At 72.2% G+C, this 11,807-nt stretch carries 13 protein-coding genes; 10 read left to right on the top strand and 3 right to left on the bottom strand.

Annotated elements, in window-relative coordinates:
* Window positions 1-82: 82 nt before the first annotated feature.
* The 5 genes from ACI1MP_RS10275 to ACI1MP_RS10255 all read left to right on the top strand — a co-directional run bounded on the left by ACI1MP_RS10275 (window position 83) and on the right by ACI1MP_RS10255 (window position 4,532).
* Entirely contained in the window at window positions 83-616 is a 534-nt protein-coding gene (locus ACI1MP_RS10275) for a WhiB family transcriptional regulator (protein WP_404868445.1), read from the top strand.
* Entirely contained in the window at window positions 613-1,911 is a 1,299-nt protein-coding gene (locus ACI1MP_RS10270; protein ID WP_404868444.1) for a DUF2637 domain-containing protein, read from the top strand. The genes ACI1MP_RS10275 and ACI1MP_RS10270 overlap by 4 nt, the downstream gene beginning before the upstream one ends.
* Window positions 1,908-2,132, top strand: coding sequence for a hypothetical protein (locus ACI1MP_RS10265; RefSeq protein WP_359817097.1), 225 nt, complete (start codon window positions 1,908-1,910; stop codon window positions 2,130-2,132). The genes ACI1MP_RS10270 and ACI1MP_RS10265 overlap by 4 nt, the downstream gene beginning before the upstream one ends.
* A gap of 98 nt (window positions 2,133-2,230) precedes the next feature.
* Entirely contained in the window at window positions 2,231-2,809 is a 579-nt protein-coding gene (locus tag ACI1MP_RS10260; RefSeq protein ID WP_404868443.1) for a plasmid mobilization protein, read from the top strand.
* A 28-nt stretch (window positions 2,810-2,837) separates the two neighbouring features.
* Window positions 2,838-4,532 carry a relaxase/mobilization nuclease domain-containing protein gene (locus ACI1MP_RS10255; RefSeq protein WP_404868442.1) on the top strand — a complete coding sequence of 565 codons (1,695 nt, stop codon included), beginning with the start codon at window positions 2,838-2,840 and terminating at the stop codon, window positions 4,530-4,532.
* 35 nt (window positions 4,533-4,567) lie between these two features.
* Here the strand turns inward: ACI1MP_RS10255 and ACI1MP_RS10250 are convergent, their stop codons facing one another.
* Both ACI1MP_RS10250 and ACI1MP_RS10245 read right to left on the bottom strand, forming a co-directional pair.
* Entirely contained in the window at window positions 4,568-5,602 is a 1,035-nt protein-coding gene (locus tag ACI1MP_RS10250) for a hypothetical protein (RefSeq protein ID WP_404868441.1), read from the bottom strand.
* An 85-nt stretch (window positions 5,603-5,687) separates the two neighbouring features.
* On the bottom strand, window positions 5,688-5,819 hold the full coding sequence (locus tag ACI1MP_RS10245) for a hypothetical protein (protein WP_404868440.1): 132 nt from the start codon (window positions 5,817-5,819) through the stop codon (window positions 5,688-5,690).
* On the opposite strand from ACI1MP_RS10245, the gene ACI1MP_RS10240 reads away from it, so the two are divergent.
* The 5 genes from ACI1MP_RS10240 to ACI1MP_RS10220 all read left to right on the top strand — a co-directional run bounded on the left by ACI1MP_RS10240 (window position 5,818) and on the right by ACI1MP_RS10220 (window position 11,291).
* Complete coding sequence (locus ACI1MP_RS10240; protein WP_404868439.1) at window positions 5,818-7,137, top strand: MFS transporter; 1,320 nt, start codon at window positions 5,818-5,820, stop codon at window positions 7,135-7,137. The genes ACI1MP_RS10245 and ACI1MP_RS10240 overlap by 2 nt on opposite strands.
* Before the next feature lie 32 nt (window positions 7,138-7,169).
* Window positions 7,170-8,297, top strand: coding sequence for a GNAT family N-acetyltransferase (locus ACI1MP_RS10235; RefSeq protein WP_404868438.1), 1,128 nt, complete (start codon window positions 7,170-7,172; stop codon window positions 8,295-8,297).
* Between the two features lie 56 nt (window positions 8,298-8,353).
* On the top strand, window positions 8,354-9,622 hold the full coding sequence (locus ACI1MP_RS10230) for an ATP-grasp domain-containing protein (RefSeq protein ID WP_404868437.1): 1,269 nt from the start codon (window positions 8,354-8,356) through the stop codon (window positions 9,620-9,622).
* Between the two features lie 196 nt (window positions 9,623-9,818).
* Entirely contained in the window at window positions 9,819-10,736 is a 918-nt protein-coding gene (locus ACI1MP_RS10225; RefSeq protein WP_404868436.1) for a hypothetical protein, read from the top strand.
* 150 nt (window positions 10,737-10,886) lie between these two features.
* On the top strand, window positions 10,887-11,291 hold the full coding sequence (locus ACI1MP_RS10220; protein WP_404868435.1) for a hypothetical protein: 405 nt from the start codon (window positions 10,887-10,889) through the stop codon (window positions 11,289-11,291).
* Between the two features lie 140 nt (window positions 11,292-11,431).
* On the opposite strand, the gene ACI1MP_RS10215 is transcribed toward ACI1MP_RS10220, so the two are convergent.
* Window positions 11,432-11,800 (bottom strand): hypothetical protein, encoded by a 369-nt coding sequence (locus ACI1MP_RS10215; RefSeq protein WP_404868434.1) that lies wholly within the window; start codon window positions 11,798-11,800, stop codon window positions 11,432-11,434.
* Window positions 11,801-11,807: the final 7 nt, after the last annotated feature.

Here is an 11,807-nt window from a genome sequence, read left to right as displayed (position 1 = left end):
CGGCGCGACCGCCCCCGGTTGCGCCGGCCCGCCCCTCGAACCTCCGCGCCCTGCCCGCGGACCCACCCGGAGAACCAACCCCGTGTCCACCATCACCTCGATCGCCACCCGCCGCCGCGACAACACCTGGGTGCAGCGCGCCGCCTGCGCCGGCACCGGCGCCCCTGACTCCTTCTACCCCCTGCCCAACCAGGCCGAAGAGACCCGGGCCGCCAAGGCCCTGTGCGGCAGCTGCCCCGTCAGCGACGACTGCCTCACCGAAGCGCTGGAGACCAACGACCGGTACGGGATCCGCGGCGGCCTCGTCGAGAGCGAGCGGATTGTGCTGCACCGCCTCAGCACCGTCGGCCGCTGGGAGGAAGACCGCGTCGTAGCTGCGCTCAACGGCCGCCCGGTCCACCTTTCCCGGCAGGAGAAGCACAGCGTCTGCGTGGTCGCCGCCATCCTCGACCGCGACCTGCGGATCTGGGCCCCGGTGCTCGGCATCGGCCGCAAGCGCGCACTCACCCGAGTGCGCGAGGCCCGCGCCCAGATCGAGAAGCAGCCCTTTTTGTTGCGGCGCGAACAGCGCATCGCCGCCGCTTTCACGCCGGTGACCACGGCGGTGGCGGCGTGAGTGAGCCGCGCACGCGACAGATGTCCGGCTGGGACGTCGCCGGAATCGGACTGCTCGGTGCGGCCGGCTTCGGCCTCTCCTACGACGCCTTGCAGCAGACGGCCGAGGCCATCCAGGTGCGCGAGCCGCTGACCTACGCCTTCCCGCTGGTCGTGGACGGCTTCATCGCCTACGGCGTGCGAGCCCTCGTCCTGCTTCGCGAGGCGAAATGGACGGCTCGCCTCTACACCTGGAGCCTCTTCTCGGGAGCGACCAGCGTCTCCATATGGGCGAACGCGCTCCACGCCATCACCCTCAACCAGCAGCGGCCCGCGTACGGCGCGTTCCACCTGCAGAGCGCCGCGGTCGGGGCACTGAGCACGCTTGCCCCACTGGGTCTGGCCGGCGCCACCCACCTCTACATCATGATCTCGCGGCACGCTCCTACCGTGCCCGACAGCGAGCTGGCGGCCCCGGAGGACGACAGCGAGATGTTGTCGGCCCAGACGGAGCGGATCGACGAGCCGGGAAAGATCCGGTCCTGGTGGCGTACCCGCCTCCGCCGAACCCGGTCCGATACTCCGGAACTCCACCACGCGCAGGCTCTTGCGGACCAAGCGCGTCTTCGGCTGGTCAGCGGTCCGTCCGGTCCGGCTCCGGCGTCGGGTCCGTCCGGTCCGGTCCCGGCGTCGGGTCCGTCCGGTCCGGTCCCGGCGTCGGGTCCGTCCGGTCCGGTCCCCGTGTCGGGTCCGTCCGGTCCGGCTCCGGCGTCGGGTCCGTCCGGTCCGGTCCCGGTGTCGGGTCCGTCCGGTCCGGCTCCGGCGTCGGGCTCGTCCGGTCCGGTCCCCGTGTCGGGTCCGTCCGGTCCGGCTCCGGCGTCGGGTCCGTCCGGTCCGGCTCCGGCGTCGGGCTCGTCCGGTCCGGTCCCGGTGTCGGGTCCGTCCGGTCCGGTCCCGGTGTCGGGTCCGTCCGGTCCGGTCCCCGTGTCGGGTCCGTCCGGTCCGGTCCCGGTGTCGGGTCCGTCCGGTCCGGCCTCGACGACCGGACGGGCCCGGGTGAAGTTGGAGGTGCTGGTGCCTGTTGCCCGAAAGGCCGCCGCTCGGGCCGGCCGGACCAACCGGGAGGTCGTGGCCGCTGGACTCCGCGAGGAGGGCTACTCCATCAGCAACGAGCGCATGGGCAAGCTGCTCCGGATGATCGAGGACACCGACGCCAAACCTCCGCCGACCTCCCCGCCCGGCTCCGCGCGCCCATCAAACTCCGTCGCACACCACTCCCGCCCCACGCCCAACTCGCTCCCGAGGAAACGTCCATGACCAGCACCACCACACCGAAGACCACCCCCGACGCTCTGATGCGCCTCCTCCTGGAGCAGCGCCTTGTCCGCACCGCCACCGCCGCCAACGACGGAAGCTGGCTCGTTCGCCGCACCGCACACGGGCCCAAGGTCGTCCTCGAAGGCCCGATCGAGGTCATGGACTACGGGCTCGGAGTGCTCCTCGACGCCAAGCTCGAACTGGAGGGCGCCGCCGTCTGATCTGGCCAAAGTTCTTGCCGCGTACCGCAGTTCGGTGCCTGACCGCTTGGCCCCTACGGCGCAGCAAGCTATCGCCAAAGCCGGGCTTACGCCCGCCTTTGGCACTTGCCCTCGCCCCCAGGAGGGGGGCGAGGGAGACCGAGGACGAGTCGAGCGGGGGCGCTCGACTCGTCCTCGGTCTCCCGGCACCAGGGGGTGCCGGGAGGAAGAAGGAGGAGGAGAAGATCGAGTCGCTGAACGACGCCACCGAGTCGACTGCCGACGCGCCGCCCGCGCGCCGCCCGCGCCGCCGCCACCGCGACCCCCAGAGCCGCGCGTGCAAGCTGACCGTGCGTCTGAACACTGACGAGAAAGCCGAGATCGACACTGCCGCCGCTGCCCGCTCCGTCACCGTCGGCCGCTTCCTCGCGACCAGCGCCATCAGCGCCGCTCGCGGAACACCTGCTGACCGCGACCCCCAAGACCGCCTCGACCGAGCTGTCGACGAACTCGCAGCCTCCCGCGCGCAGCTCGCCCGCGTCGGCAACAACCTGAACCAGCTGGTGTTCGGTCTCAACGCAGCTGGTTACGTCCAGCCGTCGGAGCTTGCCCCAACGCTCGGAGCCGTTCGCACCGCGGTCGCTGCGGTCGACGCCGCCGCCGCACAGCTGGTCGCCGGTGGACCAATTGGTCCCTGACATCAGCCGCGGCAGCAAAACGTACGGATTGTTGGCCTACCTGTACGGCCCCGGCAAGCATGACGAGCACTTCGACCCGCACCTGGTGGCGTCCTTCGACGGGTTCGCGCCCGACCCTGGCCGCGACCCCGCAGCGAACCTGAAGCAGCTGGAGCAGGTCCTGGACCTTCGGGTCAGCCAGCTCGGACCGAGGCGGCCGAAGAAGCACGTCTGGCACTGCCCCGTCAGTGCGGACCCCGACGACCGGCTGCTCTCCGACGAGGAGTGGGCCGAGGTCGCCCGGCGCGTTGTTGCCGCGGCCGGCATTGCTGACCCCGACGATCCGGACGGATGCCGCTGGATCGCGGTCCGCCATGACCCGCGCCACATCCACATCATGGCCACCGTCGTACGCGGCGACGGTCGCCAAGCCCGCCTCAACGGCGACGCCCAGCGCGCCCAGGACGAGTGCCGGCAGATCGAGAAGGACTTCGGCCTCAAGCAGCTCAACCCCGGCGACAAGACCGCCGCCAAGCGCCCGAGCAGCGCGGAAGCCCACAAGGCTGAGCGGCTCGGGCGCCCGGAACCCGTGCGCCTCCAGCTGCGGGACCAGGTCCGCCGCGCTGTCGCGGGCTGCCAGACCGAAGCCGAGTTCTTCGACCGCCTCGCCGCAGCCGGCCTGCTGGTGCAGCGGAAGATCGGACCGTCCGGCGACACCTTGGGTTACTCGGTCGCCGACCCGGACGACCGTAACGGGAAGGGCGACCCGGTCTACTTCCCCGGCTCGAAATTGGCGCCCGACCTCTCCCTCCCGCGCATCCGCAAGCGGCTGAGCGGCGGCGTCCGGGCCGACGGGGCGAGCACTGCCGAGCAGGGCGACCCGGCCACCGGCAAGGCCCGCGTGCCCGGCTCCAGGGCCGCCCGCGCCCGCCGGGACGCCGCTGCCGCGGTCGACGACGCCACCCGCACCATCGAAGAAGGGAGCGAGGAGGACGCAGCAGCGCAGCTGGTCGGCGCGATCGAGATCATCGACGTGCTGGCCGTCCGCGCCCCGGCCGACACCCGTTCACAACTCCTCTCGGCGGCAAGGGCGTTCGAGCGGGCGTCGCGCTCCCACGTGCGTGCCGAGCGGGCCGACAACCGGGCGGTGCGAGCAGCTGCCCGCCAGATGCTCAGCAGCGGCTACGCCGGGAACAGGTCCGAGGACGGCGGTGTGACCGCCATGCTGCTGTCGGCCCTGATCCTGCTGGCCATCGCCTCTGCCCGGTGGCACTCCGCGCGCTCGCACGCCCAGCAGGCCGCCGCCGCCAGCGCGGCGGCCGAGCAGCTGCGGGCGGCGTACGCCACGGTGGCCGCCCGCCCGATGGCGGCCATGGCCGCACGGGGACGCTCCCTGCCCTCGTCGGTGCGCGAGCGGCAGGACGCGGTGATCCGGGCGAAGCTACCCGACGCGGGCGCCGGCGAGCACGGCGGGAGCGACTGGGACGCGCTCGCCGCCACCCTGGCCGAGGCCGAGGCAGCTGGCCATGACCCGGCCGCGCTCCTGGAGAAGGCCCGGAACCGTCGCGAACTCGACACTGCGGACTCCGTCGCCGCCGTCATGGTCTGGCGGGTCCGCCGGATCGCGAAGCTGTCGGCCGCACCCTCGGCCAAAACCGAGACGCCCGGCGCCCGGACTAAGGCCGCGGGGCCGGGGGCTCCGGCACCCGCGCCCGGACGTCACGCCCGCAACAGTCGGCGCTGAACCCGCCCCGTCGGCACACCGCGAACCGACGATGATCAGCTAAGCCCTGGAGAACCGAGCATGCTGGCTACCTCGGGCGAGGCAGGGATCGCGTAGATCAGCGCACCGTCCAGGTCTGCAACCACCCTGCCGGGTCTCGGCCGTGCGGCCGCTTCCGCCTTCTGCTTCTCCTTCTTCGCCTTGGCTCTCCGGGCTCTGGCCGCGCGTGCGAGCTTGATCTGCTCGCTGTACGTCACGGCGAAGAGAAGGAAGGAGCCGCCGAGTCCGATCGCCACCGTGATCTCCGCGACCCGGAGCGCACCGAGGGCGAAGTGCTCGAAATAGGTGTGCCACATGCTCTGCACGCTGGCGATCGGCAACCGCGACGTGCCGTAGTCGCGAACGAAGGCGCGCAATCCTGGATCGAGAGGAACGGACGCCGCGCACAGGGCCAGCAACACCGTCCATCGGAGGGTCTTGCTGTTTCTGTAGTGGGTGCGCATCTCTCGGAAGCAGAAGCGGAGGGTCATTGCCAGCCACAGGCCCAGCAGCCATCCGGCATCGAGGAGGAACACACCGAGCCGAATCCGGTTCGCAGGTAGCTGGATGTGCTGCTCGGCGCGGCGCTGGAACCGGCTGAGGGCATCGGGGCGGAGGCCGAGGGGGTTGCTCGGGTCGTCCTTCTGCGCGACGGACGCTTCCGATTCCGGCGACGCCTCGGCATGGGGAGCCACTGCAGCTGGTCGCACGCTGGCGCCCATCTGCTCGCTACGAATCAGCGGCTTGAGGTTGCGGCGTCTGTGCTCACCGTTGAGGAGAGGATGCCCCCTGCGGTGGTGAAGCTCGATCTGTTCCTTCTCGGCCCGATCGAGATCCTCGACGGGCACCCGAATCACCTGGCTGATGTTGGGCTCGAGCCCTTGTCCGACCAGGATGCCGATCCACACGCCCATGGCGGGGTTTGTCGGATCGTTGATGTGCTGCTCCTTGCGCCTTGGCAAGGGCTGCCTGGTTTGCCCGATGTAGCGGATCTTCCCATCTCGGGGATCGCTTAACGAGTAGATGCTTCCTGTCCGCGAAGGTATGGACACGCGGCCGATGATTCCATCCCGTACTGACAACTGGTCGGGAACCGGTGCAGTGCCGTCGAACGAGTGACTCGCGGCGTGGCCGGGCTCATAGCACAAGATCGGCGCGATGCGTCGGGCCGGAGAGCACCGAGTCTGGCTGTTCGCCCGCCGACGGACGCAATTGACGCTCCGTCGGCGGGCTCACCACCCAGCCGCCGACCGCCAGCAGGAGCAGCATGTCCGTCTTCCCGTTCACGGAGCCCGGCGACCGCGCCGAGCGTGCCCAGTGCCGGGCGCCGCAGGGCGACCGGGACTGGCTGCTGCGCTGCTACGTGCTGCGCGGCACCGATGCCCTCGCGGGTTCGGTGATCACCTACGCCGTACCGCTGCTTGTCCTCACCCTCACCCGCTCGGTGATGTGGACCTGGGCGGCGTTCCTGCTGGAGTGGCTGCCCCGGCTCGCCGCGATCGTCCTCGGCGGCCCGCTGGTGGACCGGCGCAGCCCGCAGACCGCGGTCCTGGCGACCAGCCTGGCGCGCGGAGGGGCTGCCCTGCTCACCCTGGTGGGGATGAGCCTGGGGCTCGGCGTGCCCGTCGTCCTTCTGTTCGGCGTGGTGGCCGGCATGCTGGCCGAGGGCAGCTTCCTCGCGGTCGAGTCGCTCGGGTCGGAAGCCAGCAGGCGAGCCGGTGCCCAGGCGCACCGGGTGCAGTCGCGATTCACCGCGATCGACCAGAGCGCCGCCCTGCTGGGCCCGCTGATCGGCGGCGCGCTGCTGCTCGCCGGTCCGGCGCTTCTGTTGGCCACCGTGGCGGTCCTGTCCGCCGTCACCATCACCATGGCGCTGGTGATGCGTACCCCGCGCGTACGCCTGCGGCTGGTCACCGAGGAGTACCGTGAGCGGGCCCGCGACGCCCTGGCCGGCGGTCTGAACGGCGTGCTCGGCACCCCGGCCCTCGCCTGGCTGGTCGCCACGCTCGCCGCCGCGAACCTGCTGTCCGGCCTCCTGCAGGTGTCCACCCCGATCACCGTGACCCGGGACCTGCGCCGCAGCACCGCCGCCACCGGCCTGGTGTGGAGCGTCGCGGCGGGCGCCTCCCTGCTGGCCGTCCTCGCCGCGAAGCCGGCCATCGACCGGTACGGCCTGTTTCCGGTGATCCTCACCTCCTCCGTCGTCACCTGCGCAGCCGCCGCCGGTGCCGCCATCGCGCCGACCCTGGTCACCTGCACCGCGGCGGTCGCCACCCTGATGGCCGCCGAGGGCGCCGCGACGGTCGCCCTGCGCACCGCCCGCGCCCGCCTGATCCCCGCCCGGCGCTTCGGCGCGACCTTGGCGGTCTGCGTCCTGCTCGTCCTGGCCCCGCTCCCGCTGGCCGGCCTGCTGGTCGCCGTCGTCCCCGTCGGCGGGGTGCGCGCCCTGCTGTTCGCCGGTGCCGTCGCCGTCACCGTCGCCACCGCCTTCTGCCTCGTCGGCCTCCACCGGCACCGCCACACCTACGAACACCCGGCCGCCGAGCCCGCCGCCCAGGACGAGGCCGCCCGGGCCGAAGCCGCCTGACCCACCCCCAACCCCTCGGAGACCGCCACCGCATGACCCTGCCCCGCACCGACGTACCCCAGGTCACCGCCCGCTGGTACGAACATCCCGACGACGCCCCGGCCGACACGCGGCGGGTACTGCACCCCTCCCGCACCCGGGCCTGGGCGCGCGCTTGGTCGACGCTGACCACCGAGCGGGTCCTGGAACACCACCACCTCCACCTGGCCGACCCCGCCACCGGGGACGCCGAGACCGTCCCCTTCTTCCTCACCACCGCGGACGGCTCCCCGTACTGGACGAGCCAGGAGACCGACGCCGACGTCCCCCCGGTGTGGCCCGGCCGAGTCCTCTACGCCGGGAGCCCGCACGCCGAGTACAGCGGGGCCGGCATCGCGACCGCTGCGATGGCCGTCACCACCACCCGGGCCGGCCTCGACCTCGCCGCCCGGCTCGGCGCCAGCGCCCTCGTCCACCCCGGCCTCGACCAGGACCAGACCGACCGGCTGATCGCCGCCGCCCGCGCCGCCGGTGCGGGACAGGTCCTGGACCTGGCCACCGACGTCGCCTGGACCCGCATCCTCGGACCGACCCTCGACCAGTGGTGGCAGGGCGTGCCCTCCCGCCAGCGTCGCGACATCCGCCGCCGCTGGCGCCGCGGCACCGAAGCCGGCCTCGTCCTCGACCCGCTCACCACCAGCTGCGGAATCCTCGACGCGGTCCCCGCCTTCGCCCCGTTGGCCGCTGGCACCGCCGACCGCCACGGAACGAGGTTGTACGGACTCGACATGTTCGAGCAGCTGGTCGCCGTACCCGGCACCGTCCTGCTCGCCGCCCGCCACGACGGCCGCCTCGTCGGCGGGATCTACGGCTGGCTGTACGACGGCTGCCTCTACCTCTGGGCGTCCGGCCTCGACTACGACCACTCCCTCGCCCCGCTCGTCTACACCTGGCTGATGTGCGAGTCCGCCCGCTGGGCGATCGACCAGGGCGCGATCCTCATCGACGCCGGCCGCGCCAACCACCTGGCGAAGCTCCGCCTCGGCTACCGACCGCGCATCCTGCGCACCGTCGTCCACTTGATCGGCCACCAGCCCGCCACCGAACGCGCGCTGCGACGGCTGTCCAAGCGCCTGGGAGACCAGGCCGCCCCGTTCCTGCCGACGGCGGCCGGCTGGTGAACACCGCCGTACCCGCCGACCAGCCCGCCTCGCCGCCACGAACCGGAAGGACCAGCATGACTCCCACCGACACCCCGACGAACGACATCCACGACGAGGGGGTTCTCCTGGTGCTGGGCACGGGAGATCGGGCGTACAGGTCGTACTGCCTCGCCTCCGCCGCCGCCCGCAGCCCGCTGGTCCTGGTGAACGCCACCGACCCGACCTGGCAGCTGGACTACGTCCGCGACCACGAGGTGGCCCACCTCGGCGACCTGGAGCAGCTGCGCTGGGCGGTCGCCCGCCTGACAGAGCGGCACACCGTCAAAGGTGTAGTGACGTGGGACGAGTACGCGCTGGTGCCGGCCGCGCACGTCGCCGCCGACCTCGGCGTGCCCGGGCAGTCCTCGGCCACCGCCGCGGCCTGCCGCAACAAATCCGCCTCGCGGGCGGTGTGGGCGTCGGAGGGTGTGCCGTCCGCCCAGTCGATCCGGGTCACCTCCCTGGTGACCGCCGCCCGTGCGGCCCGCCGCATCGGATACCCCGTGGTCCTCAAGCCGAGCGCGCACGCGGGCAGCATCGGCGTGATCAAGGTGGAGAACGCCGACGACCTGCCGGGCGCGTTCGCCTACGCCAGCGGCCGGGCCGAGGACCAGGGCGAGGAGGGCAGCGGCATCCTCGTCGAGGAGTACCTGGCCGGCCCCGAGATCTCGGTCGAGTGCGTCACTGTGCACGGCATCACCACCGCCGTCGCCGTCACCCGCAAGGAACTCGGACCCGAGCCCCACTTCGAGGAGGTCGGCCACGTCGTGTCCGCCGGCGACCCGCTGCTCGCCCAAGTCGGCCCGGTCGCCGAGGCCGCCCTGGACGCCCTCGGCATGAACTCCGGCGTCTCCCACGTCGAGATGCGCCTGACCGCCGATGGCCCCCGCTTGATCGAGGTCAACGGTCGCATCGGCGGAGACCTCATCGGACACCTGGTACGGCTCGCCACCGGCATCGACCTCGCCGCCGCGGCGGCCGACATCGCCCTCGGCCGCGAACCCGACCTCACCCCCACCCGCTCGGCCGCCGCCGGCGTCCGCTTCCTCCACCCGGCCACCTCCGGCACCGTCCGCACCGCCCGCCCCCGCCCCGAACTGGGCAACCCCGCCTGGCTGGAGCGCCTGGTGTGGGAGTGCGAGCCGGGCCGACAGGTCCTCCTGCCCCCGGTCGGCGACCTCGGCACCGCGCGCCTGGGGCACCTGGTGGTCACCGGCGCCGACGCGGCCCAGGTCCACGAGCACCTCGCCCACGCCGAGGGACTGCTCGACATCGCGGTCGACCCCGTCCCGACCGAGGGCTGACCGCCTAACCGGCGGCGGGCCTGGCGCACTGCTCGCGCCGGGCCCGCCCCGCGACCGTATCCGCTCGCCCGCGCCGCCGACACCCCCACACCTAAGCCGACCACCGAGAACAGGAACGTGGACATCCCCTCCTACGCCACCGCCCTCGCCGCCCGCCTCCCCGGCGCTTGGACGGCCGAGCACCACCAGCACCTCGATGCGGACATGGCCCGACATCGTCTCGCTGCTCGCCCTCGGCCCCATCCGGTTCGCCGACTTCCGCAACGCCTCCGTCCTCACCAGCCCCGACCGCCCGATCGGACTCCTCGTGGTCGAGGAGCAGCACAACAGCGGACACAGCTACACGATCCGCTCGACCGCGATGACCGACGGCAACTCCTACACTCAGCACGTGGTCGGTGGGGAACAACTCGAACTCTCCGTCCCCGCCGACCCGGCGACCGCAGCAGCCGACATCGAGCACACCCTGCTGCCCCTCCACGACCGGCTCCAGGCCCGCCACCGGCTGGCCGTCCTCGAAGAAGCCCTCCACGGAGCCCAACAGGCCCTCGACCACTGGGACTCGATCTCCGACGGCCTCTGCGACGAAGAAGGCTGGCCGCTCGACGAGCAGCTCTACGAAGACGGCAAAGTCCGCCGCGACGCCGCCGCGCTCGCCCACCTCCAGCGGGTCCTGCCCCACGCCGACGCCCTCCTCCAAGACGGCCGCGCCGCCCACCGGCGCCTGCCGCCCGGGCGGGAAGCCGACCATGCCGGCTACTACCTGCGCACCCTGGCCAGCGCCTTCGAGGACGCCAACCGGATCCTCGACGAGTGGAAGCCCACCCTGCAGCGCCACAGTCGGCCGGACGGGGCACCGATCGAGCCCGGCCACACCGCTGCGGTGGAGGAACGCAACGCGGAGTTGTGGTCGACCATCGACACCTGGCGCGAAACCGGCCCGGCCCTCGCGGCCCTCCTGCGCGGTGCCGCCGTCTCCACCGCGCTGGCCAGCCGTACCGCCGCTGCGGAAGCGCGTTCACCTCGAATCTCCATGGCGGCCTCCGCCCTCGTCGTGCAGGTCCTGCGCGCTGAACACACACTGCCCGCCCCACCCCGAGTACCCCGCAGGTGACATCGGGCGCTCGCCAACACGCAGAACCGGCGGACTCCGCGCAGCGGTCGACGAAAGGCGAGACATCACAGTCCCGCAACGGCTGGCAGTTTCGGGAATAAATTCGACCATCGCATGGCTTAATGCGCTATCTCTACGAAAGGGCTGTACTTGTCGGATTCGCCGAGACCTCACAACGGCCATGGCCCCAACGACCCGACCGAGCCGACTGATCTCCCGCCGCTCGACCGCATCGAGTTCTCGATCCCCGACTTCCCCACCCTCTCCCAGGACAAGCCCGTGATCCGGGCGGTCCCGCACCACGACGAGCTGAACCCCCGCGGCACCGTGATTACGTGCGAGGAGTGCAAGGCCGGCCGCGACTGGCTGCTCCTCAGCATCCGGCGGCATGTCTTCGTCCGCTGCCGCTGCGGTCACGAGTGGCTCGAGGACGACCTGACGGTTGAGTACTTCGAGCAGCACTACTCGACGCCCACCGCCGCGTGGGATGACTTCGAGACGGCCATGGCCTCCACCGGCTACGACGGCTCCTGGGCGGGGATGTACCTCAACTGAGCCGGCGGGCCGTAGCCGCGGTCGGCGCTCGGACGGTCCGTGACCCGGCTCGGGTGGACTCCGCGAAACGACACGAAGGGGCGGCACCGCGATTTCTCGCGGTGCCGCCCCTTCGCCGTTGCCCCAGCGGGGCGCCGCACCTACCGATCGTGGCGGCGGGCGAAGCCGCGCCCGTCCCTCTCGACCTGGCCGGAGCTCAGCAGCCGGGCAAGGCTGAGCCGTACGACGGCGACCCGCAGGCCGAGGTTGGCGGCAAGATCGCTAGGTGTGGCCGCACCGGAGGCCAGTGCGGCGAGCACAGCGCGGTCGGCGTCGGCATCGAGCCATCTGCTCACGCGGTGCAGCGCGAGTGTGGACACCCCGCACGCGGCGAGCTCAACGGCGGCCCATGCGCCGTCGTGGCGCAGGCCCGCCACGACGGCGACGGCACCGGACAGGGCGGTGAGGGTGATGAACACGACCGCCACGTCGCGCAGGCCGCGGCGGGAGATGTTCGGGTTGGTGGTCACAGAACCT

Origin of the sequence: Kitasatospora griseola (assembly GCF_044999035.1) — a bacterium.
GTDB lineage: Bacteria > Actinomycetota > Actinomycetes > Streptomycetales > Streptomycetaceae > Kitasatospora > Kitasatospora griseola.
The sequence above is the reverse complement of the archived record's forward strand: the minus strand, read 5'-3'. Positions and strand labels throughout refer to the sequence as shown.

Excerpts from the sequence above, each read along its gene's own strand:
- ACI1MP_RS10265 (WP_359817097.1), top strand. The coding sequence starts at position 1,908 with ATGACCAGCACCACCACACCGAAGACCACCCCCGACGCTCTGATGCGC.
- ACI1MP_RS10240 (WP_404868439.1), top strand. The coding sequence starts at position 5,818 with ATGTCCGTCTTCCCGTTCACGGAGCCCGGCGACCGCGCCGAGCGTGCC.
- ACI1MP_RS10245 (WP_404868440.1), bottom strand. The coding sequence starts at position 5,819 with ATGCTGCTCCTGCTGGCGGTCGGCGGCTGGGTGGTGAGCCCGCCGACG.
- ACI1MP_RS10235 (WP_404868438.1), top strand. The coding sequence starts at position 7,170 with ATGACCCTGCCCCGCACCGACGTACCCCAGGTCACCGCCCGCTGGTAC.
- ACI1MP_RS10230 (WP_404868437.1), top strand. The coding sequence starts at position 8,354 with ATGACTCCCACCGACACCCCGACGAACGACATCCACGACGAGGGGGTT.
- ACI1MP_RS10225 (WP_404868436.1), top strand. The coding sequence starts at position 9,819 with ATGCGGACATGGCCCGACATCGTCTCGCTGCTCGCCCTCGGCCCCATC.